We start from the raw sequence: 25,942 nt of genomic DNA on the forward strand, positions 1-25,942 counted from the left end.
GCAGGCGCGGGAGTGGTAGGGAGGGGAGATGACCGGCCGACTACCGCTGGACGAGCAACTAGACGCCCTGCGCGAGGTGTTGTGCCGTAACGACGTCCTCGTGGAGGTGCTGGAGCGGGGTGCGGCACTCGGGCTGCCCGGGTGGTACGTGACGGCGGGGTGCCTCTTCCAGACCGTGTGGAACGTCGTGACCGGCAGGCCGGCGGGTGCCGGGATCAAGGACTACGACCTCTTCTACTTCGACGGCGGTGACCTGTCGTGGGAGGCCGAGGACCGGGTGATCCGGCGCGGACGGGATGCGTTCGCCGGGGTGGCGGCCGAGGTCGAGATACGGAACGAGGCCCGGGTGCACCTCTGGTACGAGGAGAAGTTCGGGGTGCCGTGTCCGCCGTACGAGTCGGCCGAGGCCGCGATCGACAGCTTCGCGGCGACGACCTGCTGCCTCGGCGTCCGGCTGGAGGCGGGCGGCCGGTGGCGGGTGTACGCCCCGCACGGCCTGTCGGACGTGTTCAACCTCGTCGTCCGACCCAATCCACTGCTCGCGCCGCGGGCCGTCTACGAGGAGAAGACGGCCCGTTGGCGCGAGCAGTGGCCCGAGCTGACGGTTCTGGAGTGGCCGCCGGTCAGATGATGAACGTGGGTTGTTCGGTGATGCCCAGGAGGGTGCGGCCGTAGATCTCGCGGGCGAGGTCGGGGTTGACGACGCCGTGCCGGGAGGCGGTGCCGAGGTCGCGCCAGATGCGCTGGAGGGGGTTGGTCAGGGCGAAGGTGCTCGCGCCGGAGACGGAGACGAGGCGGTCCACGGCCTCGCGGGTGCGGATCGCGGCGACGGCCGTGTCCATGCGGACCCGGGCCCGCTGCTCGACCGTCAGCTGCCGGGCCCCGGCGGCGGCCTGGTCGAGGTCGTCGGCGGCCCGGTAGGCGTGCAGCTGGGCGGTGTCGACGAGGGACGCCGCGTCGGCGACGGCGAGCTGGACGCTCGGGGAGTCGGCCAGGCGCTCGTAGACGGTCAGGGACATGGGCTTGCGGGCCGCGGTGTCGAGGGTCAGGTCCAGGGCGGCCCGGGCCATGCCGAGCATGGGGGCGACGACGGTGAGCGCGAGCATCGAGGCGATCGCGACGGCGTTGCGGGGCTCGCCCTCGTACCGGGTGGCGTAGGCCCCGGCCAGGACCGCGCCCATGTCGAGCGTCCGGTGGGCCGGCACCCGTACCTGGTCGGCGACGATGGTGTTGCTGCCGGTAGCGGCCATGCCCGCCACGTGCCAGGTGTCCTCGACCGTCACCTCCGCCACCGGCACCAGGGCGATCACCGGCGGCTGGTCCGGGGCACCGGGAGCGATCGCCAGGGTCACCCAGCCGGCGTGGTCGATGCCCGAGGCCCAGCCCCACCGGCCCGACAGGAGGAGATCGCCGTTCTCGGCGGTGGCCGCGGAGCCCGACGGGGTCAGCGACGCGGCGACCGCCACGTCGGGGTCCTGGCCCCAGACCTCCTGACGGGCCCGCTCGTCCATCAGCGAGGCGACCAGGCCGCCCCCGGTGTAGATGTTCGCGATCCAGGCGGCGGAGGCGTCGCCGCGGGCCAGTTCGGCCGTCACCTCCATGGACGTACGCACCCCGGACCCGAAGCCGCCGAAGACACACGGGGTGCCGAGGCGGAACATGCCGCCCTCGCGCAGCGCACGTGCCGCGTCGTCCGACACCCGGCGCAACCGTTCGCTCTCCTGGGCCTGCCCGGCGAGAATGGGGACGAGCTTTCCGGCCGTCGCCGTCAGCTCGGCGCGGACGCCGGCCTCGTCGGCCGGCGACGGGGAGGACAACGGCGCAGCGGACAGCGGCGCAGCGGACAGCGGCGCAGCGGACAGGGGCAGGTTCACAGCAGGCTCCACTCAGGTGCGGGGACGCTCATTGCGCTGGCAGCAGCGTAGGAAGCGGGACCCGGCGCCAGAAGGAACATCGGCGCCACGATGGGGGGATACGGGTGACACGGACGGAGCCGGTCGACGGGGCGCCATGGCGGAACCGGGCGTCCATCGCCGTACCGCTGCAACACCCCCACCGGCAGGACCTCCTGCACGAACAGTGGCAGCGCCGCTTCGGCCACCTCGCCCACGTACGGCAGCTGCGGCTGCCCGCCGACCGCACGGCCGGCATGCACCGCACCCGGGTGGAGCGCCGCCTGGTCGGCGACGTCGCGGTCAGCCGGCAGTTCAGCGACCCCATAGCGGGCGTCTCGGGTCACGGGGACGCCGACGGACGCGCCGACCTCGTCGCCGTCCACATCATCCGCAGCGGCAGCCTGTACATCGAGAACACCGCCCGGCGGGCCGACCTCGGCCCCGGCACCCTGTGCATACGCGACCTGCACTCCCGCTGGCGCTTCGCCTACACGGCACCCACCGACAGCCGGGTGCTCCTCCTGCCCAGGGCCGCCCTGCTCGGCCAGCTGCACCGGACCCGGCTGCCGGCCCTGACCGTCGCCCCCGCCACCGCTCCCGAGTCCCGGCTGCTGCTCGCCCATCTCGACACCGCCTGGGCCCTCTCGGAACACCTCGGCCCGGCGGGCACCCACGCGGCGGGCGCCGCGCTGTCGCTGCTGCTGACCGGGCTCATCGACACCCACGCCCCCACCGCGGCTCCCGCCCACGCCACCGCGCCCGCCCCTGAGCAGACACTGCGGGCCGCGGCCACGGCCTACGCCGACCGGCGGCTGCGGGACCCCGGCCTCACCCCCGCCGCCATCGCCCGAGCGCTGCACGTCTCCGTCCGCACCCTCCACCGTGCCTTCGCCGACGGCGAGAGCGTCATGGCCTACGTACGCCGACGCCGTCTCGAAGGCGCCCGCCGGGAGCTGGACCACCCCGGGGGTGCGTACACCGTCGCCGACGTCGCCTCCCGCTGGCAGTTCGCCGACCCCAGCCACTTCCGCCGCGCCTACCGCAACACGTACGGGCAGCCGCCCCGCAGGCCCTAGGTACCGGACACCTCCTCGGCCGACACGCCTTCACCCACCCGCGCGGCGAAACGGTTCCCGGCGGGCCCGCGTCTGTTGTCCTTGAAGCCGACGCCGACCTGCCCAGGAGCACCGCCCATGACAGCAGCCCTCCGTCTCCAGCCCATCTCCCGTGCCGAGCATCTCGCCTTCGTGGGCTCCCGGCCCTCCGTGAGCCATATGCAGCTGCCGTCGTGGGGGGACGTGAAGCCCGACTGGGAGGCGGAGAGCCTCGGGTGGTTCGACGGGGAGGGGCGGGTCGTCGGGGCCGGGCTGGTGCTGTTGCGGGCGGTGCCCAGGGTGAAGCGGTATCTGGCGTATCTGCCGGAGGGGCCCGCCATCGACTGGCACGACCCCGAGCTCGACCGGTGGCTCGATCCGCTGCTGGCGTACCTGAAGGGGCGCGGGGCGTTCGCCGTGAAGATGGGGCCGCCGGTCGTCGTACGGCGGTGGAGCGCGGAGGCGGTGAAGGAGGCCATCGCCGATCCGGCCACCCGGCGGCTGGGGGACGCCGAGCCGACGTCGTACGACGCCCGTGCCGCGGACCTCGCCGAACGGCTGCGCCGGACCGGGTGGCGGCAGGCGGAGCCGGGCGGGGAGGAGGGGTTCGCGGCCGGGCAGCCCCGGTATGTGTTCCAGGTGCCGTTCGCGGGGCGGTCGTTGGACGACATCCAGCGCGGGCTCAACCAGCAGTGGCGGCGCAACGTGAAGAAGGCGGAGAAGGCGGGCGTCAAGGTGGTGCGGGGCGGGTACGAGGACCTGCCCGCCTTCTACGCCCTGTACACGGAGACCGCCGAGCGCGACCGCTTCATCGCGCGCCCCCTCTCCTACTTCCAGCGCATGTGGACCGCGCTCACCGCCGAACACCCCGACCGCATGCGCCTCTACCTCGCCCACCACGACGGCGACATCCTCGCCGCGGCCACCATGCTCACCGTCGGCGACCACGTCTGGTACTCCTACGGCGCCTCCACCGGCCGCAGGCGCGAGGTCCAGCCCAACAACGCCATGCAGTGGCGGATGATGTGCGACGCCCACGAACTCGGCGCCGCCGTATACGACTTCAGGGGCATCACCGACACCCTGGAGGAGTCCGACCACCTGCTGGGGCTGCTCCGCTTCAAGGTGGGGGCCGGCGGCGAGGCGGCCGAGTACGTCGGAGAGTGGGACTTCCCGCTCAACAAGCTGCTCCACAAGGCGTTCGACCTCTACATGGCCCGCCGCTGAGGCCCGCCCGGCCCGCCTTCATAAGCTGGCTCTCAGGTTCATAAGAGAACTCTCAGCTTCAGGGTCGTTATACAGCTGTTACCTAGGTATTCACAGCACCTGCTTGCCGTTTGCGAACCGACTTTGCCGTTGCTTGGGATCTAGGCCGTGTAAGTTCATCGGTGTCGGGCGGCGGGGATTGCCGAGGATGACGATCCAAAATCCCCGGACGTTGCCCCAAGAGAATTCTCGTACCATCCCGTACCACTTGCACTACGAACTCTCAAGGAGTCGGAATGAGCCTCAGGAAGCTCGCCCCGCTGCCCCCCAAGCCCAAGAAGCAGCTGCCCCCGCCGCCCCCGCCGAAGCCCAAGAAGCGGGCCCCGAAGCCGGCTCCGAAGCCGATCCCGGGCCAGGACAACTAAGGCAGAAAAGAAAAGGACCGACGGTTCACCGTCGGTCCTTTTTCACTCCCTGAGTTTCAGGAGTTCCAGTAATTCCGGCATCGGAGAGCGGAGGTAGTGTGAAATGCACGTGAAGGAGAGTGACGGCACAGAATACGAGTACGAAGTCGCGGACTCGGAATACGAGGAAGATGACGACGAGTACGAGGACGAGTACACGCCCACCATCCCGGCCCGCGCCGCCTTCCGCCGCTTCTGGCCGCTGACCCGGGGCCTGCGCGGCTGGCTGGTGATCGTCTGGGTGTGCACGGTGATCGCCGCGCTCGCCGAGACCGAGGCGATCCTCCTCTTCAGCGACCTCACCGACCACGCCCTGCAGAAGGGCTCGCTGAGCGCCTTCTGGAGCCCGGCAAGCAAATGGCTGGCCATCGCGATCGTCGGCGCGATCGTCGCGTACGCCGGCAACTCCCTGGCCGCCTGGACCACCGAACGCTTCGTCATGCGGCTGCGCGAGCACGTCTTCGACCACGTCCAGCAGCTGCCCCCGCACTTCTTCCAGCGCCACCGCCAGGGCGACCTGCTCTCCCGCCTGACCAGCGACGTCGATGCCATCGAGACCATGGTGGTGTCCGGACTGGTCGGCGCCGCCTCGGCCGTCTTCAGCGCCCTGTTCTACGCGGCCGCCGCGTTCTGGCTGCGCTGGGACCTGGCCGCCGCCACCTTCGTCCTCGCGCCCCTGTTCTGGCTGGCCGCCCGCCGCTTCTCCGGCTCCATCAAGGACGTCTCGCGGGAGGGTCGGGTCGCCGACGGCGCGATCACCTCCGTCGTCGAGGAGTCCCTCGGCAACATCGTGCTGACGCAGGCGTACGACCGCCGCGACGCCGAGCGCCGGCGCCTGAACGAGGAGGCGAGCGCCTGGTTCCGCGCCTCCGTCCGCTCCACCCGTCTCAACGAGGCCTACGAACAGCTCGTCCAGGTCATCGAGACGATCTGCGTCCTCGCCGTCATCGGCATCGGCGCCTGGGAGATCTCCACCGGCCGCATGACCCTGGGCCAGCTCCTCGCCTTCTCCGCCTTCCTCGGCTACCTCTACCCGCCGGTGCGCGGCCTCGCCCAGCTCGGCCTCACCGTCACCGCCGCGACGGCGGGCGCGGAGCGGCTGATCGAGATCCTGGACGTGAAGCCGTCGGTCACCGACCCCCGGCGCGGCACCGGCACCGACACCGGCCGCCCGGACGGCGCCATCGAGGTCCGCGACGTCGGCTTCCGCTACCCCGGCGCCGACCGGACCGCCCTGGAGGGCCTCTCCTTCACCGTCAGCCCCGGCGAACTCGTGATCATCACCGGCCCCAGCGGCGCCGGCAAGTCCACCGTCTCCAAGATGCTGCTCCGCTTCTACGACCCGGACAGCGGCGAAGTCCTCCTCGACGGCGTCCCGATCCGCGATTTCCCCCTCGCCCGGCTGCGCGAGTACATCACTCTCCTCCCCCAGGAGACCCTCGTCCTGCACGACACCGTCCGCGCCAACATCGCCTGCGGCCGGCCCGGCGCCAGCGAGCAGGCCATCGAGGACGCGGCCAGGGCGGCGGACGCCCACGACTTCATCGTCCGGCTGCCCGACGGCTACGACACCAGGGTCGACCCCAACTCCGCCCGGCTCTCCGGCGGACAGCTCCAGCGCCTGGCCATCGCCCGCGCGATCCTGCGCGACGCCCCCGTCCTCGTCCTCGACGAGCCGACCACCGGCCTGGACGCGATGGCCGCACGCCGGGTCGTCAAACCGCTGCGCCGCCTGATGACCGGCCGTACGACCATCATGATCACCCACGACCTCAACCTCGCCCCCGACGCCGACCGCATCCTCGTCGTCGACCGCGGCCGCATCGTCGAGACCGGCCGCCACGACGAACTCCTCGCCCGCGGCGGCGCCTACTCCCGGCTCCACCGCTCCCAGAACAACGCGATGATGGACACCGGCGAACTGCGGCTGCCGCTGTTCGTGGAACAGGGCGGCGCCACACCGACGGCAGGAGCCGTGGCGGCGGGGGTGCCCCAGGCCTCCTACGCGGGAGCGCAGGGCGGCGGCGACGGTGGGTACGCCTACCAGCAGCCGTACGGGAACATGTACGACTACAACTACGACGTGTACGCGGCCGCGGGACTATGGCCCCAGCCCATGTACGAGGCCCACATGGATGCGGCCCCCATAGAGGCCGACTACGGGGCCAACGTGCCCACCACACTCCCCGACGGCCGGCCCCTGTTCCGCGACGAGGAGCCCTGGCCGGGCATCTGAACCGCCTCCGGACGGGTTGCGACTCGGCCCTCGGGGAGGAGCCGACGGAACTCGCCGACCAACAGATCGAAGGCTTCAGTACCGGCGGCGGTTGAGCACCCCGATGAGAGTGGCAAGGTCGGCGGCACCCGCCGGGTCATCCGCGTAGCGGGTGGTCTGGAGAGGGCCGACCTCAGGAAGGACGATGTCCTCCCGGGCCAGGACGTGCACCAAGGTCAACAGGGCGGCGCGGGCGTTGCCGTCGGCGAAGGGATGGAAGAACGCCACGTCGAGGTATGCGCGGGCCGCGCGGGCCGCCAGCGGGATGTCCGGGTCGGCCGTCTCGCGCAGGCAGGAAGCGAAGTCGGCCTGGGTGCCCGGGGCCAGGCCGTACCGCTCGCGGCCGGCCTTCGCATAGGCGTCGTTCGTGCGGAACGGTGCCTCTGCTTCGCCGAGGACCTCGCGCTGCCAGCCGGACAGCAGGGCGAAGCTCAGCGGGGTGTGGCGTGCGGCATCGGCCAGAGCCATGGTGTGGGCAGCGAGCAGACGCTCGGCGCGAACGGGGTCGCGTCGGCGCACCGGCCCTTCGCACCAGGTCCGGAACCCGTCGCTCGCGGACGGAACCCGCCGTAGAACCGGTGCGTGCCGCCAGTCGGCCGCACGGCGTACGCGCAGCCAGACCGAAAGGCTGTCAGTAGCGGTCATGGAGATCCTCCAGAGCCGCCCTGTCACGGTGGTCCCGGTAGGGGGCGTGGCCGGTGAGGTCAACGGCGAGGTCATCGCCGACGGCATCGATCAGCGTCTGTTCAGGGGTGATCCAGCTCTTGAACCGGCCGCCGATCGCGCTGTCCACGGCTTGCCGCGCTTCGGCCTGGTCCATGCCGGTGGTGGTGAGGAACCAGCCCAGAAGCATCGAGGCCTGCCCGTACCAGCCACCCTCCGCTCCCGAGAAGTCCAGCGCGTACGTCACAAGCCGGACGCAGGCCCGCTCCAGGTGCCAGCTGCGGTCCTCGGGTGAGGCGTCCGGCGGCGGCGCCAGTTCGGCGAAGCGCTGAGCCGTCCGTTCCAACCACTCCCGCCACTCCAACAGCGCGGCCACGACACGTGCTGCGGTTTCGTCAGGGGTCGTCACCGAGCTCGGCCCGCTGACCCAGCTGCCGATGGGCCCGCCGTACCGGTGGCACCAGTTCCATCCCCAGGCCCAGCTGCCGTATCGCTCCCAAATGATCGCTTCCACCTGGCGTTCACACCAGCGTTCGCCCTGCCACCAGCCGGCCATACCGGAGAGCACGGGTGGCACCCACTCGCGGACCAGCGAGCGGAGCCGGGCGTCCTCGTCCTCGTCCCAGGCGAACGGGTTCCGGGCCGGGTCGAGTTCGTCCCAGCCCTGAATGCCCCTGTAGGTGACGGGGGGCACACGGTTCTCGGGGAAGGGCAAGGTGTCACGGTTGTACGTCAGCGCCGGCCACTCTTCCTGTCCGATGTGATCGTCCCACCAGTCTCGGTTCGAGGACCCTCGGGTCGCGAACGGTTTTCCGGACCGCACATCGAGGGGCAACTCTGGTGAGTGCCCGTCACATGAGTGTTGTTACACACCTATTGCACAAGGGATCTTCAAGAATCCTCCACTTTGTTCGTAGGCTGCGTACGCCAATGGGCTCGGCCGGGGGCGACCCGCCGGGCCCCTCGCGATCCCAGGGGGATTCACATGCGTATACGCGTCGCGGCCACCGTTCTGTCCGGTGCGGTCGTGCTGTCCGCGCTCGCTGTCCCGGTGGCTGCCCAGGCGGCGGCAGGCCCGAGTGCGAAGGCGCAGCTCAGCTCCTTCTCCGCGAGCTCCGCGCACACCACGCACGCAGCGAACTCCGCGCAGACCGTCCGGCCGAAGGACGGGATCGGGACCATCACCTTCTCCAAGGGCGTCGTCAACGGCGGCAAGGACATCGTCCTCGGCACCACCACGAAGAAGTCCGTCACCGCGACCTACACCGCCACCAGCTCCAGCGGCGTCGCGCTCACGGAGGCCTTCCTCTGGCAGGGCACCGACCCCTCCAGTGTGGACACCATCACCGGCGCCCTGGGCACCGACGACGACCCGGTCTGCACCGAGTCGACCACCCAGACCGGCGTCTACAGCTGCACGGCCGTCTTCAACATCGACACGGCCACCGACATGGTGGACAACGGCGTCGCCGGCACCTGGAAGCTCGCCCTCGGCGGCTACGACCTCTCCGCGAGCGCCAGCTTCGACGACAACGTCGGCACCGGCAAGATCAAGAAGGCCTCCAAGCTGACCGTCAACGCCACCCCGGAGCCGGTGAAGAAGGGCAAGACCATCACCGTCACCGGCAAGCTGACGCGTGCCAACTGGAACACCGGCACGTACGCCGGTTACGCGTCGCAGAAGGTGCAGCTGCAGTACCGCAAGAAGGGCAGCACCACCTACACCACCCTCAAGACCGTCACCGCCGGCACCGGCGGCGCCCTCAAGACCACGGTCAAGGCCACGGCCGACGGGTACTACCGCTTCTCGTTCGCGACCAACGCGACCACTGGCGCCTCGACGGCGACCGGCGACTACGTCGACGTGAAGTAACGTCCGGCCGCCGCCTGAAGATTCGTTTCACTGCCGTTCGGCCCCGCCCCGCACAGGGGGCGGGGCCGAACGTGTTCATACCGGCATCTCAGCATCCAGGACAGCTCCGTAAGGGGTTCACGCGCCTGTCCGAGTCCATTACCCTGGACCGAGAAGTGCATCGTAATGAACGACGAATCCCCTGGACCGCCCGTGACCACCCCCAGCACCTCACAGCCGACGTCGACGCCCACGCCCACCCCGGTGTCCGCGCCCGCCGCCACCGGTATCCCGGGCCGGCTCGGCTCGCTCGGTCCCGTCGGGCTGGTCCTGGCCGGAGGGATCTCCGTGCAGTTCGGCGGCGCCCTCGCGGTGACCCTGATGCCCAGGGCGGGCGCGCTCGGCGTGGTGACCCTGCGGCTCCTCGCGGCCGCCGTGGTCCTGCTCGTCGTCTGCCGCCCCCGGCTGCGCGGCCACTCCCGCACCGACTGGGGCACGGTGATCGTCTTCGGCGCCACCATGGCCGCGATGAACGGTCTCTTCTACCAGTCCGTCGACCGCATCCCGCTGGGCCCCGCCGTCACCCTGGAGGTGCTGGGCCCGCTCGCCCTGTCCGTGCTGGCCTCCCGGCGCGCGATCAACGCGGTGTGGGCGGGACTGGCCCTGGCCGGCGTCTTCCTGCTCGGCGGCGGAGACTTCGGCGATCTCGACCCCATAGGTGTGGCCTTCGCCCTGGGGGCCGGCGCCATGTGGGCCACCTACATCATCTTCAGCGCCCGTACCGGCCGCCGCTTCCCGCAGGCCGACGGCCTCGCCCTGGCCATGGCGGTCGCGGCACTGCTGTTCCTCCCGCTGGGCATCGCCGAGGCCGGCAGCAGGCTCCTGAACCCGACCACCGTCGCCCTCGGCTCGTCGGTCGCGGTCCTCTCCTCGGTCCTGCCCTACACCCTCGAACTCCTCGCGCTGCGCCGCCTTCCCGCCCACACCTTCGCCGTCCTCATGAGCCTGGAACCGGCCATCGCCGCCACCGCCGGCTTCCTCATCCTCGGCCAGGCACTGACGGCCACCCAGTCGGCCGCCATCGCCCTCGTCATCGCGGCGAGCATAGGAGCGGTCCGCTCCCAGGTGGGACGCGGCCGGCAGCCGTCGGGCGGCGCACAGCCCGACTCGGCGGGCGGTGTCCGGCCGGAGCCGGTGGTCGACGTTCGGCCGGAACCGTCGGGCGGCGTCCGGCCGGAGCCGGTGGCCGGCCTTCAGCCGGAGGGGAACGGCAGCGCGTCCTGATAGCCGTTCGAGGGCCGCTGGATCTTCTTCACGGTCTGGGCGTCCAGCGCGACCGGCGCGGACTCCGTGCCCAGCTTCCCGCCGGGATGCCAGTTCCCCGTGACGGACACCCAGGTGTTGGCGGCCGGGATGCTGTCGCTGTAGATCCGCACCTTCACGGACTGCGCGTCGGCCGCGCAGCAGGAGATGATGATCCGGGTCAGATCCCAGCTCCCGCCCCCCGGGACGGGCGTGACCAGCCCGCTCATCTCCACGGTCCGCGCCTTGATGGCCAGCGTGCGGTCCTGCTGCACCCGCGTGGTGAAGTCCGTGAGCGTGATGGGCAGCGGCGAGGTCTTCGGCAGCGGATCGAAGTCGTCCTGCTCGGCGATGACCTTGGCGGGCTGCCGGGCGGCGGTGTACGCGCCGAGCGCCGGCGGGGCGTAGAAGAGCAGACTCAGCGCGGGGAGCAGCAGCAGCCAGGCGACCCGGGGGACGGCGGAGTGGTCGTGACCGTGGTGCTGTTCGGGCTCATTGTGTGGTCCGGCGCCATGTGCGGGGCCACCATGCCTGCCGTGCCCCGTCCGCCCTGCCCGTACCTCCCGCGCCGCCGCCTCCACGATGCCCAGCACCAGCAGCACGAACCCGGAGACGATCAGCAGCGGCCGCATCCCGGGCTTGACGTAGCGCAGGCACAGATCGGTGAAGAGCGAGGAGTGCAGCAGGCCGAGGCCGCTGAGGACCAGCAGGGTCACCTGGAGCGGACGTCTCACAGCAGCACCCCTCCGACCAGCACACTGCACAGGACCGCGACGATCGTCGTGGCGGTCGAGAAGCGGGCCGCGAAGGCCCGGCCGAACGTGCCCGCCTGCAACGCGATCAGCTTGAGGTCGACCATGGGGCCGACCACCATGAACGCCAGCCGGGCGGTGGGCGAGAAACCCGTGAGCGACGACGCCACGAACGCGTCCGCCTCCGAGCACACCGCGAGGATGACCGCCAGGTCGGCCAGGAACAGCACCGACAGCCAGGGCGAGCCGGAGAAGGTGTCGAGCACCGAACGCGGTACGGCCACGTTGAAGGTGGCCGCGGCCATGGCGCCGATCACCAGGAAACCGCCGGCCTGGAGGAAGTCGTGCTGGAACCCGCGCCGGAACTCCGTCCAGCGGCTGTGCCCCGGCTGGTGCCCGGTGTGCCGTACGGCGGGCCGCAGCCACTCCTCCCGCCCCAGCCAGAGCCACAGCCAGCCCATCACGGCGGCGGTGACCAGCGAGGCGAGCAGCCTGGCCAGCACCATGAGGGGGGTGCCGGGGAAGGCGATGGCGGTGGCGGTCAGCACCACCGGGTTGATGGCGGGCGCGGAGAGCAGGAACGCGAAGGCGGCGGCCGGGGTGACCCCGCGCCCGATCAGGCTGCTGGCCACCGGCACCGACGCGCACTCGCACCCCGGCAGTACGACCCCGGCGACTCCGGCGACCGGCACGGCGAGCGCGGGCCGCTTCGGCAGCAGCCGCGTGAACACCCGCTCCGGCACGAACGCGTTGATCGCCCCGGACAGTGCCGTGCCGAGCAGCAGAAACGGGGTCGCCTGCACGATCACGGCGAGACACACCGTCTGCCAGGCCTGCAGCGCGGCCTTGCTGACGCCCTGGCCCACGAGGAAGAGGGCGGTACCGGGCAGGACGGCGGCGGCCACGAGGAGGAGGGGCCAGTAGCGGGGAGGTTCGCGCGGGGGCGGGTCCTCGATCCCCGCGTCACCCGAGTCCACCGGGTAGCCGCCTACACCGCCTGCCGGGTAGCCGCCTGCCGGGGGTGTCACGACGGCGGTCGTCTCCACCCCTACGGCGAGTTCATCTGTCCTCCGCACGCCCCGCACGCCTCACACATCACTCCATCGCCGGATGTTCGCATCGAACATAGGGCATGGCGGTCCCTCCGCCACGCCGCGCTGTCCCAAGGATTGCCCCAGGGTGACTCCGGATGTCGCCAAGGAGCGCCGCCCCGGGGCGGCGGACCCGCGCTCCGGGCCACGGCTCCGCCAAATTCATGCAAGCGTGCTTGATTGTTTCCTGGCCCGCTGCCATGCTCCTCCCCATGTCCGATCCGACGCCCGTCATCGACGACCTGCATGAGGAGAGTGCGGAACTCGACCGGCTGGTAGCCGAGTTGAGGCCCGAGCAGTGGGCTCTCGACACGCCCGCGCCTCGCTGGACCGTCGCCCACCAGATCGCCCACCTCGCCTGGACCGACCACTCCTCGCTGCTGGCCGTGACCGATCAGGACGCCTTCGCCCGTGAGGTCGAGAAGGCGCTGACCCAGCCCGGGGACTTCGTGGACAACGGGGCGGAGGAAGGCGCCGCCAAGCCCCCCGCCCAGTTGCTGGCGGACTGGCGGGCCGGGCGCGAGGCCCTGGACCAGGCGCTGCGCGCGGCGCCCGTGCGGGCGCGATTCCCCTGGTACGGGCCCCCTATGTCGGTCGCCTCCATGGCCACCGCCCGGCTGATGGAGACCTGGGCGCACGGCCTGGACATCGCGGACGCGCTGGGCGTGACCCGCACCCCCACCGACCGGCTCCGGCACATCGCCCGCCTCGGCGTCCGCACCCGCGACTTCGCCTTCGGCGTGCACGGACTGCCCGTGCCGTTCGAGGAGTTCCGCGTCGAACTGACCGCCCCGTCCGGCGAACTGTGGACGTACGGCCCCGAGGACGCCGACGACCGCGTCACCGGCCCCGCCCTCGACTTCTGCCTCCTGGTCACCCAGCGCGCCCACCGCGCCGACCTCGCGCTCGAAGCCGTCGGCCCGGACGCCGACCGCTGGCTGGACGTCGCCCAGGCCTTCGCGGGCCCGCCCGGCCCCGGCCGCACCCCGAAGGGCGGCACCCCGTGACCCTGCGCATAGGCAACGCCTCCGGCTTCTACGGCGACCGCTTCGACGCGCTGCGCGAGATGCTCACCGGCGGCGAACTCGCCGTCCTCACCGGCGACTACCTCGCCGAGCTGACCATGCTCATCCTGGGCCGCGACCGGCTCAAGGACCCCGGCGCCGGATACGCCCGCACCTTCCTGCGCCAGCTGGAGGACTGCCTGGGCCTGGCCCATGAGCGGGGCGTGCGGATCGTCACCAACGCCGGCGGCCTCAACCCGGCCGGGCTCGCCGACGCCGTACGGCAGCTGGCCGACCGGCTCGGCATACCTGTGCGCGTCGCACATGTGGAGGGCGACGACCTGACCGCCGCCCACCCCGGCAGCCTCGCCGCCCATGCCTACCTCGGCGGCTTCGGGATCGCCGAGTGCCTGCGGGCCGGCGCCGACATCGTGGTCACCGGCCGGGTCACCGACGCCGCCCTGGTCACCGGCCCCGCCGCCGCCCACTTCGGCTGGCGGCCGGGGGAGTACGACCGGCTCGCGGGCGCCGTCGTCGCCGGGCACGTCCTGGAGTGCGGCACCCAGGCCACCGGCGGCAACTACGCGTTCTTCGCCGAAGCGGCGGCCGCGGGCCGGGACCTGCGGCGGCCCGGCTTCCCGCTCGCCGAACTCCACGAGGACGGCAGCTGCGTCATCACCAAGCACCCCGGCACCGGCGGCTTCGTCGACGTCGGCACGGTCACCGCCCAGCTCCTCTACGAGACCGGCGGCGCCCGGTACGCCGGACCCGACGTCACCGCCCGCCTGGACAGCGTCCGGCTGAGCCAGGACGGTCCGGACCGGGTGCGGATCGAGGGCGTACGGGGCGAGGCACCGCCCCCCACCCTCAAGGTCGGCCGCAACCGGCTGGGCGGCTTCCGCAACGAGGTCGTCTTCGTGCTCACCGGGCTCGACATCGAGGCGAAGGCCGCGCTGGTGCGGGAGCAGATGGCCGACGCGCTCGCCAAGTCCCCGCCGTCCGGGATCCGCTGGGAGCTGGTCCGCACCGACCACCCCGACGCGGACACCGAGGAGACGGCCAGCGCGCTGCTCCGGCTCGTCGTACGGGACCGGGACCAGGAGAGTGTCGGCCGGGCGCTGAGCGCGGCCGCCGTGGAACTGGCCCTCGCCAGCTACCCCGGCTTTCATGTGCTCGCGCCACCGGGGAAGGGCGCACCCTATGGGGTCTTCGAGGATGTGTACGTCCCCCAGGGGGAGGTGCCCCATGTGGCCGTCCTCCATGACGGGCGACGGATTCCCGTGCCGCCGGCCCAGGACACCCTCGTACTCCAGGACCCGCCCGAACCACCGCTGCCCGAGCCGCTGCCGGCCGGTGGTCCCACCCGGCGGGCGCCCCTCGGGCTCGTCGCCGGAGCCCGCAGCGGCGACAAGGGCGGCAACGCCAACGTCGGCGTCTGGACGCGCTCGGACGAGGCCTGGCGCTGGCTCGCGCACACCCTGACCGTCGACACCTTCCGGCGCCTCCTGCCCGAGACCCGCGAGCTGCCGGTCACCCGGCACCTGCTCCCCGACCTCCGCGCCCTCAACTTCACCGTCGAGGGCGTGCTCGGCGAGGGGGTGGCCGCCCAACACCGTTTCGACCCCCAGGCCAAGGCCCTCGGCGAATGGCTCCGCTCCCGCCACCTGGACATCCCGGAGGCCCTGCTGTGACGGTCATCGAGACCACCCTCGACACGAACACCCCCGACTTCCGGGCGAACCGCGACGCCATGCTCGCCAAGCTCACCGACCTGGAGGCCGAGCACACCAAGGCCCTCGCGGGCGGCGGCGCGAAGTACGTCGAACGGCACCGGGGGCGCGGCAAGCTCCTCGCCCGCGAGCGCATCGAACTCCTCCTCGACCCCGACACGCCCTTCCTTGAGCTGTCCCCGCTGGCCGCCTGGGGCAGCGACTACGCCGTCGGCGCCTCGCTGGTCACCGGCATCGGGACCGTCGAAGGCGTGGAGTGCCTGATCACCGCCAACGACCCGACCGTGCGCGGCGGCGCCAGCAACCCCTGGTCGCTGAAGAAGGCCCTGCGCGCCAACGACATCGCCCTCGCCAACCGGCTGCCCTGCATCAGCCTGGTCGAGTCGGGAGGTGCCGATCTGCCGTCCCAGAAGGAGATCTTCATCCCCGGCGGCGCCATCTTCCGGGACCTCACCCGGCTCTCGGCCGCCGGTATCCCCACCATCGCCGTCGTCTTCGGCAACTCCACCGCCGGCGGCGCCTACATCCCCGGCATGTCCGACCACGTGATCATGGTCAAGGAGCGCGCGAAGGTCTTCCTCGGCGGACCGCCCCTCGTGAAGATGGCGACCGGCGAGGAGAGCGACGACGAGTCGCTGGGCGGCGCGGAGATGCACGCGCGCGTGTCGGGCCTTGCCGACTACTTCGCCGTCGACGAACCGGACGCGCTCCGGCAGGCCCGGCGCGTGGTGGCCCGCCTCAACCACCGCAAGGCCCACCCCGACCCCGGCCCCGCCGAACCGCCCAAGTACGCGGCCGACGAGCTCCTGGGCATCGTCCCCGGCGACCTCAAGATCCCCTTCGACCCGCGCGAGGTGATCGCCCGCCTGGTCGACGCCTCCGACTTCGACGAGTTCAAGCCGCTGTACGGCACCAGCCTCGCCACCGGCTGGGCGAGCCTGCACGGCTACCCGGTCGGCATCCTGGCCAACGCGCAGGGCGTGCTGTTCAGCCAGGAGTCCCAGAAGGCCGCCCAGTTCATCCAACTCGCCAACCAGCGCGACATCCCCCTCCTCTTCCTCCACAACACCACCGGCTACATGGTCGGCAAGGAGTACGAGCAGGGCGGCATCATCAAGCACGGCGCGATGATGATCAACGCGGTCAGCAACAGCCGCGTCCCGCACCTCTCCGTCCTCATGGGCGCCTCCTACGGCGCCGGCCACTACGGCATGTGCGGACGCGCCTACGACCCCCGCTTCCTGTTCGCCTGGCCCAGCGCCAAGTCGGCCGTCATGGGCCCGCAGCAGCTCGCCGGCGTCCTCTCGATCGTCGCCCGCCAGTCGGCCGCCGCGAAGGGACAGCCGTACGACGAGGACGGCGACGCGGCCCTGCGCGCCATGGTCGAGCAGCAGATCGAGTCCGAGTCGCTGCCCAAGTTCCTGTCCGGGCGGCTGTACGACGACGGCGTCATCGACCCGCGCGACACCCGCACCGTCCTCGGCCTGTGCCTGTCCGCCATCCACACCGCCCCCTACGAAGGCGCGCGGGGCGGCTTCGGCGTCTTCCGGATGTGAGGGACCACATGATTTCGACCCTGCTGGTCGCCAACCGCGGCGAGATCGCCTGCCGGATCTTCCGCACCTGCGCCGAACTCGGCATCAGGACCGTCGCCGTGCACTCCGACCCCGACGAGAACGCGCTGCACGCGCGCGTGGCCGACACCGCCGTACGGCTGCCGGGCGCGACACCCGCCGACACCTACCTGCGCGCCGACCTGGTGGTGAAGGCCGCCGTGAGCGCCGGCGCGGACGCCGTGCACCCCGGATACGGCTTCCTCTCCGAGAACGCCGACTTCGCCCGGGCCGTCATCGACGCCGGCCTGGTCTGGATCGGGCCGCCCCCGGAGGCGATCGAGGCGATGGCGTCCAAGACCCGCGCCAAGGAGCTGATGGGCATCGCCCCCCTGGGCGAGGTGGCCCAGTCCGACCTGCCGGTGCTGGTCAAGGCGGCCGCCGGCGGCGGCGGGCGCGGCATGCGCATCGTGCGCCGTCTCGACGAACTGACCACCGCGCTGGAGGCCGCGCGCGCCGAGGCCACGAGTGCCTTCGGCGACGGCGAGGTCTTCGTCGAGCCGTACATCGAGCCCGGCCGCCACGTCGAGGTGCAGATCCTCGCCGACACGCACGGCACGGTCTGGCCGCTCGGCACCCGCGACTGCTCACTCCAGCGCCGACACCAGAAGGTCATCGAGGAAGCACCGGCACCCGGCCTCCCGGAGGGGCTGGTGAAGGAGCTGCACGCGCTGGCCGTGCGCGCCGCGCGCGCCGTCGCCTACGTCGGCGCGGGCACCGTCGAGTTCCTCGTCGCCGACGGCAGGGCGCACTTCCTGGAGATGAACACCCGCCTCCAGGTGGAACACCCCGTCACCGAGGCCGTGTTCGACCTCGACCTGGTCGCGGAACAGATCCGCGTCGCCGAGGGCCACGCCCTCCCCCTCGACGCCCCACGCGCGCGTGGCCACGCGATCGAGGCCCGCCTCTACGCCGAGGACCCCGCCCGCGACTGGACCCCGCAGACCGGCACCCTGCACCGCCTCGCCGTACCGGACAGCGTCCGCCTCGACACCGGCTACACCGACGGCGACGAGATCGGCGTCCACTACGACGCGATGCTCGCGAAAGTCGTCGCCCACGCCCCCACCCGCGCGGAGGCCCTGCGCAGACTGGCCCACGCCCTGGAGCAGGCCACCCTGCACGGCCCCGCCACCAACCGCGACCTCCTGGTCCGCTCCCTGCGCCACGAGGAGTTCGCCTCGGCCCGCATGGACACCGGCTTCTACGACCGCCACCTCACCGAGCTGACGGCGCCCACCCCCGACCCGCACGCCCCCCTCGCGGCCGCCCTGGCCGACGCCCACGGCCGCTCCCGCTTCGGCGGCTGGCGCAACCTGCCCTCCCAGCCGCAGACCAAGCGCTACCTGATGGCCGGCGAGGAGCACGAGGTCCACTACCGGCACACCCGCGAGGGCCTCACGGCAGACGGCGTGCGGGTCGTGCACGCGGGCGCGCGTCTGGTCGTACTCGACATCGACGGCATACGCCGCAAGTTCGAGGTGTCGGGATACGGCGACCAGGTCCACGTCAACAACACGCCCCTCACCGCCCTGCCCCGCTTCCCCGATGCCAAGGCTCAGTTGGCGCCGGGGTCGTTGCTGGCGCCGATGCCGGGGACGGTCGTACGGATGGCGGAGGGGCTGGAGGCGGGGGCGCCGGTGACGGCCGGACAGCCACTCCTCTGGCTGGAGGCGATGAAGATGCAGCACGTCATCGCCGCTCCGGCGACGGGAACGCTTGAGGCCCTCCACGTGACCGAGGGCCAACAGGTAGAGCCCGGCTCTCTACTGGCAGTAGTGCAAGCGCCCCTTTAGGGGCGCGGGGCCGTATTCGATATGCGGCTACCGCCGCGTGAGCGCGAGAAACCACGACGATCCCGCACCCGAAGGAGCACCGTGCCCACCCCAATCGAATCCGACGAGCACAGGGCACTCCGCGCAGCGGTGGCCTCCCTCGGCGCCAAGTACGGCCGCGACTACATCACCCGCACCATCGCCGAAGGCCGCCACCCCAGCGAACTCTGGAACGAGGCAGGGAAACTCGGCTACCTCGGCGTCAACCTCCCGGAGGAGTACGGCGGCGGGGGCGGCGGCATCGCCGAACTCTCCATCGTCCTGGAGGAACTGGGCGCCGCGGGCTCCCCGCTCCTCATGCTCGTCGTCTCACCCGCCATCTGCGGCACCGTGATCGCCCGCTTCGGCACCGAGGAACAGAAGCGGACCTGGCTCCCCGGCCTCTCCGACGGCTCCCGCCTCATGGCCTTCGGCATCACCGAACCCGACGCCGGCTCCAACTCCCACCGCATCACCACCACCGCCCGCCGCGACCCGGCGAGCGGCGACTGGCTGCTCACCGGCCGCAAGGTGTTCATCTCCGGCGTCGACATGGCCGACGCCGTCCTGATCGTCGGCCGCACCGAAGACGCCCGCACCGGAAGCCTCAAGCCCTGCCTCTTCATCGTCCCGACGGACGCCGAGGGCTTCCACAAGCGCCCCATCGACATGGAACTGAGCGCCGCCGAGAAGCAGTTCGAGCTGACCCTCGACGACGTACGGCTGCCCGCCGACGCACTCGTCGGCGACGAGGACGCGGGCCTGCTGCAACTGTTCGCCGGCCTCAACCCCGAGCGCATCATGACCGCCGCCTTCGCGATCGGCATGGGCCGCTACGCACTGTCCAAAGCGATCGAGTACGCGCGCGACCGCACCGTCTGGAAGGCCCCCATCGGCGCCCACCAGGCCATCGCGCACCCCCTCGCCCAGGCACACATCGACCTCGAACTCGCCCGCCTGATGATGCAGAAAGCGGCGCACCTGTACGACGCGGGCGACGACATCGGCGCAGGCGAGGCCGCCAACATGGCGAAGTACGCGGCGGGCGAGGCCTGCGTGAGGGCGGTCGACCAGGCCGTGCACACCCTCGGCGGCAACGGACTCACGCGGGAATTCGGGCTCGCCTCGTTGATAACGGCCGCGCGCGTGGCTCGTATTGCTCCGGTGAGCAGGGAGATGATTCTCAACTACGTCTCCCACCAGACCCTCGGCCTGCCCAAGTCGTACTGAAGTCGTACTGAGGTCGTACTGAGGCTCAAGGCCGCCTTGGAGGAACCGTGTTCCGCAGTGAGTACGCAGACGTTCCGCCCGTAGAACTCCCCATCCACGAGGCCGTGCTGGGCCGGGCCGCCGAGTTCGGTGACACGCCCGCCCTGATCGACGGCAACGACGGCACCACCCTCACGTACGCACAGCTGGACCGGTTCCACCGGCGGCTCGCGGCCGCGTTCGCCGACGCGGGCGTCCGCAAGGGCGATGTGCTCGCCCTGCACAGCCCGAACACGATCGCCTTCCCGACGGCGTTCTACGCGGCCACGCGCGCGGGCGCCTCCGTCACCACCGTGCACCCGCTCGCCACCCCCGAGGAGTTCGCCAAACAGCTCAAGGACTCCGCCGCCCGCTGGATCGTCACCGTCTCGCCGCTGCTGGAGTCCGCCCGCCGGGCCGCCGAACTCGCCGGCGGCGTAGCGGAGATATTCGTCTGCGACAGCGCACCCGGACACCGCTCCCTGCTCGACATGCTGGCCAGCGAAGCCCCCGAGCCACAGGTCGACATCGACCCCGTCGAGGACGTCGCCGCACTGCCGTACTCCTCCGGCACCACCGGCGTCCCCAAGGGCGTGATGCTCACCCACCGGCAGATCGCCACCAACCTCGCCCAGCTCGAACCCGCCGTCCCGGCCGGCCCCGGCGACCGCATCCTCGCGGTCCTCCCCCTCTTCCACATCTACGGCCTCACCGCGCTCATGAACGCACCGCTGCGCAACGGCGCCACCGTCGTCGTCCTGCCCCGCTTCGAGCTGGAGACCTTCCTCGCGGCGATCCAGAACCACCGCATCACCGGCCTGTACGTCGCCCCGCCGATCGTCCTCGCCCTCGCCAAGCACCCCGCGGTCGCCGACTACGACCTGTCCTCCCTGAAGTACGTCATGAGCGCCGCCGCACCCCTGGACGCCCGCCTCGCCGCCGCCTGTTCACAGCGGCTCGGCCTGCCGCCGGTCGCGCAGGCCTACGGCATGACGGAACTCTCGCCCGGCACCCACGTCGTCCCGCTCGACGCCATGCACCAGGCACCGCCCGGCACCGTCGGCAAGCTCATCGCCGGCACCGAGATGCGGATCGTCTCCCTCGACGACCCGCACAAGGACATCGGCACCGGCGAACCCGGCGAGCTCCTCATCCGCGGCCCCCAGGTCATGAAGGGCTACCTCGGCCGCCCCGACGCCACCGCCGACATGATCGACACCGACGGCTGGCTGCACACCGGGGACGTCGGCCATGTCGACGCGGACGGCTGGCTGTTCGTCGTCGACCGGGTCAAGGAACTCATCAAGTACAAGGGCTTCCAGGTGGCCCCCGCCGAACTGGAGGCCCTCCTGCTCACCCACCCGGGCATCGCCGACGCCGCCGTCGTCGGCGACTACAACGACGACGGCAACGAGATCCCGCACGCCTTCGTCGTCCGCCAGCCCACCGCCGGCGACCTCACCGAGAACGAGACCATGCTGTACGTCGCCGAACGCGTCGCGCCCTACAAACGCGTCCGCAAGGTCACCTTCATCACCGGCGTGCCCCGTGCGGCCTCCGGAAAGATACTCCGCCGCGAACTGCGCGCCGTCGCGAAGACCGCGGAACCCGAGGAGGGCCCATGACGTCGATCGGAACGTTGATCGGACAGACACACGCGCGTGCCGTCACCTTCCTCAGCCTCGACGCCACCGCCACCCGCAACGCCCTGTCCGCCGCCCTCGTCGCCGAGCTCGCCGAGGCCCTCACCGACTGCGCCAAGGACCCCGACGTCCGCGCGGTCGTCCTCACCCACACCGGCACGACCTTCTGCGCCGGCGCCGACCTGCGCGACCCGCCCGACCCCGACGCCCTCGTCCGGCTCCTGCGCCAGATCGTCGAACTGCCCAAGCCGGTCGTCGCCCGGGTCACCGGCCACGTCCGCGCGGGCGGCCTCGGCCTCCTCGCCGCCTGCGACATCGCCGCCGCGTCCGCCGAGTCCACCTTCGCCTTCACGGAGGTGAGGATCGGCGTCGCCCCCGCGGTGATCTCCCTCCCCCTCCTCCCGCGCACCGACCCCCGCACCCTCGCCCGCTACTACCTCACCGGCGAACGCTTCGATCCGCCGGAAGCAGTACAGCTGGGCCTCCTCACCACCACCGCCGAGGACGTCGACACCGCCCTGGCCCCCATCCTCGACGGCCTCCGCCGCTCCTCCCCCCAGGCCCTGGCCGAGACGAAACAGCTGCTCACGGCTAGGGTGCTGGAGACATTCGACCGGGACGCGGCCCCCCTCACCGCTCTCTCGGCCCGGCTGTTCTCCTCCGACCAGGCCCGCGAGGGGATGACGGCCTTCCTCGAACGACGGGACGCGGCGTGGGTGGTGTGAACACAGGTGTGAGTACGGCGGAACGCACGCCGAAGCAGGACCGCAGCCGGGCCACCCGGCAGCGCCTCCTGGAGGCCGCCGTGGCCTGCCTCGCCGAGCGCGGCTGGGCGGGCTCCACGGTCGCCGTCGTCGCCGAACGCGCCGGCGTCTCCCGGGGCGCCGCCCAGCACCACTTCCCGACCCGCGAGGACCTCTTCACGGCGGCCGTCGAATACGTCGCCGAGGAACGCTCCACGGCCCTTCGCGCCCTGTTCCCGCAGGGCGCGGCCGGCGACCGCCGAGCCGTCGTCTCCGCCCTCGTCGACCTCTACACCGGCCCCCTCTTCCGCGCCGCCCTCCACCTCTGGGTCGCCGCCTCCAACGAGGACCAGCTCCGCCCCCGGGTGACAGAGCTGGAAGCCCGGGTGGGCCGTGAGACCCACCGCATCGCCGTGGACCTCCTGGCCGCCGACGAATCCCGCCCCGGCGCCCGGGAAACGGTCCAGGGCCTCCTGGACATGGCCAGGGGCCTGGGCCTGGCGAACCTCCTCACGGACGACAGAGCGAGGCGGGAGCGGGTGGTGGCGCAGTGGGCGCTGCTACTGGAGGAGACCCTGGGCTGAGCGCCCTTTCAGGCGGCAGGGACTCCACCGGCCTGTGACCGGGTCGGCCTGTGACCGGGTCGGCCTGTGACCGGGTCGCCCTTTGGCCTGGTCGGCCTTTGGCCTGGTCAGTGGTCGGCGGGGGTGTCCCCGCGGAATGCCCCGGCCACCACGGGGACCAGCTGCCGTTCGATCTGTTCGGCGGACAGGGCGGCCAGCTCGGCGCCGATGGGTGCCAGGGCGAGCCAGTTCAGCAGGCCGGCCGCGCATCGCGTGCGGAAGTGCAGTTCCTCTTCGTCGACTCCGGGAAGGTTCGGGGCCAGCACCCGGACGACCCCTCGGCGGCTCTGCTCGAACTTGCCGTCCAGCCGGTGCCATCCCTGGGGCGGATCGATGCCGACGCGTGCGACGGTCCGCATCACGTCCAGGTCTTGCCCTCCGGCCGCCAGTGCGCGCACCATCGGCCGTGCGAACGCCGCCGCCACTTCGTGGAGTGTCGCGGTGGAGGCGAGGGAGTCGAGTTCCAGGATCTTGTCGTCCAGGTACCGCTCCAGGGCGTGCTCGATCGCCGTGTCGCACAGCTTCTTCAGCGACCCGAAGTGGTAGCTCACCGCGGCGACGTTGGCTCCGGCGCGATCCGTGATCTCGCGGAGTGTCACGCCCTCCTGGCCTCGCTGCGAGAGCAGCTCCAGGGCGGCCGTCTGCAGGCCGTCCCGGGTGCGCTGACCGGCTTCCCGGCGCAGGTCCGTCTTTTCCGCCCGTATCATGCAATGTACTCAAGCATATGTTTGAGTACATTGTCAACAGTCGCCTCGCCGATCGCGCCGGGACGCCGATCGCCGGACGCTGCGCCGCCCCGGATCGCTGTCGCAGACCCGCCCTGACCAGCCGTGATGCGGGCGGCATGCGCACTGCCATGGCTGCGCGACCACAGAATTCAAACAGTAGCTTGACAGCCCGCAGTGCCGTTCATAAGGTTAAGCGAGCGTTTGAATTACTAAGAGCGCGACAGAGACCGCTGCGACGGATCTCGAATCCTGAGTACCAATCTGGAGGAACACGACATGAAGCTGCTCAGCCGGAAGTCGATCACCGCCGCGACCGCGGTGGCTGTCCTGGGTGGTCTTTCCTTCGCCGCCGTGCCGTCACAGGCCGCGAGCCCCGCCCGCACGACCACCACCACCGTGGCGGCCAACAGCAGTGCGAGCGTCCCCGACCTGACCCCCCGCCAGCTGGCCAAGCTGCCGCTCACCGACCGCCACCTCACCAAGCACGAGCGGCACAACCTCGCCATCGTCCTGCGCGACTACTACGTCGCCGAAGGCAACCACATCGACGTCCCGACCTTCGTCAACAGCTTCGCCAAGGACGGCGTCTTCAACGACATGGTTCCCGGCGTCGCCTACCGCGGCAAGGCACTCGGCACCGTCCTGCCCTACATGAAGGGCCTCTTCTCCAACGTTCACCGTGACCTCAAGCGCATCACCGTGAACGGCGACACCATCAGCATCGAGCTGTCGATCGACGGCACGTTCGACGGGCAGCTCCAGACGCCGGCGGGCGTCCTCAAGGGGAACGGCAACAAGGTCGCCGCGCCGACCGCCGACTTCTGGTACCTCAAGAACGGCAAGGTCGAAAAGTTCGACTGCTTCGTCGGGTACTCGAAGATGTACCACGACATGGGCGTGGACTTCGACTGGGCCTCGGCCGTCAACAAGCACTGAACCCCGAGCCACTCCCGGCGGGTGATGCCCGGCCCCACCAGGCCGCACATCACCCGCCGAGGCTCGGCCGCCGTCACACCGCCCTCACCGGGCTGCCGGCCGGCACCGGCCTCACCCCCGCCCAGGCCTCGAACCACTGAGCGGAGCCGTGAACTCCTCGGCCTAGTGGGCGATGTCCCCGTACCCCTCGATGTCCTGAGGCCTCCGCACCCCCGGCCCCACATACTCCGCCGACGGCCGCACCAACCGCCCCGTCCGCTTCTGCTCAAGAATGTGCGCCGACCAGCCCGCCGTCCGCGCACACGTGAACATCGACGTGAACATGTGCGCCGGCACCTCCGCGAAGTCCAGCATGATCGCGGCCCAGAACTCCACGTTCGTGGCCAGCACCCGGTCCGGCCGCCGATTGTGCAGCTCCTCCAGCGCCGCCTTCTCCAGCGCCTCCGCGATCTCGAACCGCGGCGCCCCCAGCTCCCGCGCCGTCCGCCGCAGCACCCGCGCCCGCGGGTCCTCCGCCCGGTACACCCGGTGCCCGAACCCCATCAGCCGCTCACCCCGGTCCAGCGCCCGCTTGACGTACCCCACCGCGTCCCCGGTCCGCTCGATCTCCTCGATCATCCCGAGCACCCGGGACGGCGCACCCCCGTGCAACGGCCCCGACATGGCCCCCACCGCACCCGACAACGCGGCGGCGACATCCGCACCGGTCGAGGCGATGACCCGCGCGGTGAACGTGGAGGCGTTCATGCCGTGCTCGGCAGCCGAGGTCCAGTAGGCATCCACAGCCGCCACATGCTTGGGATCCGGCTCCCCACGCCACCGGATCATGAACCGCTCGACCACCGAGTGCGCCTTGTCGATCTCCCGCTGCGGCACCATCGCCAGCCCCTGCCCACGCGCGGACTGGGCGACGTACGACAGCGCCATGACCGCGGCCCGCGCCAGGTCCTCCCGGGCCTGGTCGGCATCGATGTCGAGGAGCGGCTTCAGACCCCACACCGGCGCCAGCATGGCGAGCGCCGACTGCACATCCACCCGGATGTCACCCGAATGGACGGGGATCGGGAACGGCTCGGCCGGCGGCAGCCCCGGGTTGAAGGCCCCGTCGACAAGCAGCCCCCACACGTTCCCGAACGACACGTGCCCGACCAGATCCTCGATGTCGACGCCCCGGTACCGCAGGGCGCCTCCCTCCTTGTCCGGTTCGGCGATCTCCGTCTCGAACGCGACGACTCCTTCGAGCCCGGGTACGAAGTCCGACATGGG

The 25,942-nt window shown here is 71.4% G+C and carries 24 protein-coding genes; 16 read left to right on the top strand and 8 right to left on the bottom strand.

What is annotated here, in order from left to right; genetic code table 11:
* The first annotated feature begins 28 nt into the window (after positions 1-28).
* Entirely contained in the window at positions 29-631 is a 603-nt protein-coding gene (locus tag KVT45_RS11675) for a nucleotidyltransferase family protein (RefSeq protein ID WP_217546606.1), read from the top strand.
* Here KVT45_RS11675 and KVT45_RS11680 read toward each other — a convergent pair.
* Entirely contained in the window at positions 624-1,874 is a 1,251-nt protein-coding gene (locus KVT45_RS11680) for an acyl-CoA dehydrogenase family protein (protein WP_217546608.1), read from the bottom strand. The two genes, KVT45_RS11675 and KVT45_RS11680, sit on opposite strands and share 8 nt — an antisense overlap.
* Before the next feature lie 104 nt (positions 1,875-1,978).
* On the opposite strand from KVT45_RS11680, the gene KVT45_RS11685 reads away from it, so the two are divergent.
* Positions 1,979-2,971, top strand: a complete 993-nt coding sequence (locus KVT45_RS11685) for an AraC family transcriptional regulator (protein ID WP_217546609.1) — start codon at positions 1,979-1,981, stop codon at positions 2,969-2,971.
* Here the strand turns inward: KVT45_RS11685 and KVT45_RS57655 are convergent.
* Positions 2,968-3,090 carry a hypothetical protein gene (locus KVT45_RS57655; RefSeq protein WP_302832490.1) on the bottom strand — a complete coding sequence of 41 codons (123 nt, stop codon included), beginning with the start codon at positions 3,088-3,090 and terminating at the stop codon, positions 2,968-2,970. The genes KVT45_RS11685 and KVT45_RS57655 overlap by 4 nt on opposite strands.
* Between KVT45_RS57655 and KVT45_RS11690 the strand changes: the two genes are divergently transcribed.
* The 3 genes from KVT45_RS11690 to KVT45_RS11695 all read left to right on the top strand — a co-directional run bounded on the left by KVT45_RS11690 (position 3,089) and on the right by KVT45_RS11695 (position 6,895).
* A complete protein-coding gene (locus tag KVT45_RS11690) occupies positions 3,089-4,216 on the top strand; it encodes a peptidoglycan bridge formation glycyltransferase FemA/FemB family protein (protein ID WP_217546611.1) in 1,128 nt (375 codons plus the stop codon). The genes KVT45_RS57655 and KVT45_RS11690 overlap by 2 nt on opposite strands.
* A gap of 275 nt (positions 4,217-4,491) precedes the next feature.
* Positions 4,492-4,620, top strand: a complete 129-nt coding sequence (locus KVT45_RS57660; protein ID WP_302832491.1) for a hypothetical protein — start codon at positions 4,492-4,494, stop codon at positions 4,618-4,620.
* Between the two features lie 103 nt (positions 4,621-4,723).
* Positions 4,724-6,895 carry an ABC transporter ATP-binding protein gene (locus KVT45_RS11695; protein WP_217546613.1) on the top strand — a complete coding sequence of 724 codons (2,172 nt, stop codon included), beginning with the start codon at positions 4,724-4,726 and terminating at the stop codon, positions 6,893-6,895.
* A 75-nt stretch (positions 6,896-6,970) separates the two neighbouring features.
* On the opposite strand, the gene KVT45_RS11700 is transcribed toward KVT45_RS11695, so the two are convergent.
* Both KVT45_RS11700 and KVT45_RS11705 read right to left on the bottom strand, forming a co-directional pair.
* Complete coding sequence (locus tag KVT45_RS11700) at positions 6,971-7,579, bottom strand: Fic family protein (RefSeq protein WP_217546615.1); 609 nt, start codon at positions 7,577-7,579, stop codon at positions 6,971-6,973.
* A complete protein-coding gene (locus KVT45_RS11705; protein ID WP_254646601.1) occupies positions 7,566-8,312 on the bottom strand; it encodes a hypothetical protein in 747 nt (248 codons plus the stop codon). Before KVT45_RS11705 ends, KVT45_RS11700 begins: the two co-directional genes overlap by 14 nt.
* 270 nt (positions 8,313-8,582) lie before the next feature.
* Between KVT45_RS11705 and KVT45_RS11710 the strand changes: the two genes are divergently transcribed.
* Entirely contained in the window at positions 8,583-9,470 is an 888-nt protein-coding gene (locus KVT45_RS11710; protein ID WP_217546616.1) for a hypothetical protein, read from the top strand.
* Between the two features lie 192 nt (positions 9,471-9,662).
* Positions 9,663-10,733, top strand: a complete 1,071-nt coding sequence (locus KVT45_RS11715) for an EamA family transporter (protein ID WP_308310703.1) — start codon at positions 9,663-9,665, stop codon at positions 10,731-10,733.
* Here the strand turns inward: KVT45_RS11715 and KVT45_RS11720 are convergent.
* Both KVT45_RS11720 and KVT45_RS11725 read right to left on the bottom strand, forming a co-directional pair.
* On the bottom strand, positions 10,703-11,485 hold the full coding sequence (locus KVT45_RS11720) for a TIGR03943 family protein (RefSeq protein WP_217546619.1): 783 nt from the start codon (positions 11,483-11,485) through the stop codon (positions 10,703-10,705). The two genes, KVT45_RS11715 and KVT45_RS11720, sit on opposite strands and share 31 nt — an antisense overlap.
* Positions 11,482-12,480 (bottom strand): permease, encoded by a 999-nt coding sequence (locus KVT45_RS11725; protein ID WP_217546850.1) that lies wholly within the window; start codon positions 12,478-12,480, stop codon positions 11,482-11,484. The genes KVT45_RS11720 and KVT45_RS11725 overlap by 4 nt, the downstream gene beginning before the upstream one ends.
* 326 nt (positions 12,481-12,806) lie before the next feature.
* Here KVT45_RS11725 and KVT45_RS11730 point away from each other — a divergent pair, with 326 nt between their 5' ends.
* From KVT45_RS11730 to KVT45_RS11765, 8 genes are all read left to right on the top strand, one after another.
* Complete coding sequence (locus tag KVT45_RS11730; RefSeq protein WP_217546621.1) at positions 12,807-13,601, top strand: TIGR03084 family metal-binding protein; 795 nt, start codon at positions 12,807-12,809, stop codon at positions 13,599-13,601.
* Positions 13,598-15,289: an acyclic terpene utilization AtuA family protein gene (locus KVT45_RS11735; protein ID WP_217546623.1), complete on the top strand. Its 1,692-nt coding sequence runs from the start codon at positions 13,598-13,600 to the stop codon at positions 15,287-15,289. The genes KVT45_RS11730 and KVT45_RS11735 overlap by 4 nt, the downstream gene beginning before the upstream one ends.
* Positions 15,286-16,884: an acyl-CoA carboxylase subunit beta gene (locus KVT45_RS11740; RefSeq protein ID WP_217546625.1), complete on the top strand. Its 1,599-nt coding sequence runs from the start codon at positions 15,286-15,288 to the stop codon at positions 16,882-16,884. The genes KVT45_RS11735 and KVT45_RS11740 overlap by 4 nt, the downstream gene beginning before the upstream one ends.
* Positions 16,885-16,892: 8 nt before the next feature.
* Entirely contained in the window at positions 16,893-18,737 is a 1,845-nt protein-coding gene (locus KVT45_RS11745; protein WP_217546626.1) for a biotin carboxylase N-terminal domain-containing protein, read from the top strand.
* A gap of 81 nt (positions 18,738-18,818) precedes the next feature.
* The gene (locus KVT45_RS11750; protein WP_217546628.1) at positions 18,819-19,985 is read left to right on the top strand and encodes an acyl-CoA dehydrogenase family protein; all 1,167 of its coding nucleotides are present in this window, start codon (positions 18,819-18,821) and stop codon (positions 19,983-19,985) included.
* 47 nt (positions 19,986-20,032) lie between these two features.
* Positions 20,033-21,628, top strand: coding sequence for a 4-coumarate--CoA ligase family protein (locus KVT45_RS11755; RefSeq protein WP_217546630.1), 1,596 nt, complete (start codon positions 20,033-20,035; stop codon positions 21,626-21,628).
* Positions 21,625-22,371, top strand: a complete 747-nt coding sequence (locus KVT45_RS11760) for an enoyl-CoA hydratase family protein (RefSeq protein WP_217546631.1) — start codon at positions 21,625-21,627, stop codon at positions 22,369-22,371. The genes KVT45_RS11755 and KVT45_RS11760 overlap by 4 nt, the downstream gene beginning before the upstream one ends.
* A complete protein-coding gene (locus KVT45_RS11765; RefSeq protein WP_217546633.1) occupies positions 22,359-22,973 on the top strand; it encodes a TetR/AcrR family transcriptional regulator in 615 nt (204 codons plus the stop codon). Before KVT45_RS11760 ends, KVT45_RS11765 begins: the two co-directional genes overlap by 13 nt.
* A 107-nt stretch (positions 22,974-23,080) precedes the next feature.
* Here the strand turns inward: KVT45_RS11765 and KVT45_RS11770 are convergent, their stop codons facing one another.
* On the bottom strand, positions 23,081-23,719 hold the full coding sequence (locus KVT45_RS11770) for a TetR/AcrR family transcriptional regulator (protein WP_217546635.1): 639 nt from the start codon (positions 23,717-23,719) through the stop codon (positions 23,081-23,083).
* Positions 23,720-24,016: 297 nt separating this feature from the next.
* Between KVT45_RS11770 and KVT45_RS11775 the strand changes: the two genes are divergently transcribed.
* Positions 24,017-24,676, top strand: a complete 660-nt coding sequence (locus KVT45_RS11775) for a nuclear transport factor 2 family protein (protein ID WP_217546636.1) — start codon at positions 24,017-24,019, stop codon at positions 24,674-24,676.
* Between the two features lie 162 nt (positions 24,677-24,838).
* Here the strand turns inward: KVT45_RS11775 and KVT45_RS11780 are convergent, their stop codons facing one another.
* Entirely contained in the window at positions 24,839-25,939 is a 1,101-nt protein-coding gene (locus tag KVT45_RS11780) for a citrate synthase 2 (protein WP_217546638.1), read from the bottom strand.
* Positions 25,940-25,942: the final 3 nt, after the last annotated feature.

Origin of the sequence: Streptomyces sp. GbtcB6 (assembly GCF_019091475.1) — a bacterium.
Taxonomy (GTDB): domain Bacteria; phylum Actinomycetota; class Actinomycetes; order Streptomycetales; family Streptomycetaceae; genus Streptomyces; species Streptomyces hyaluromycini.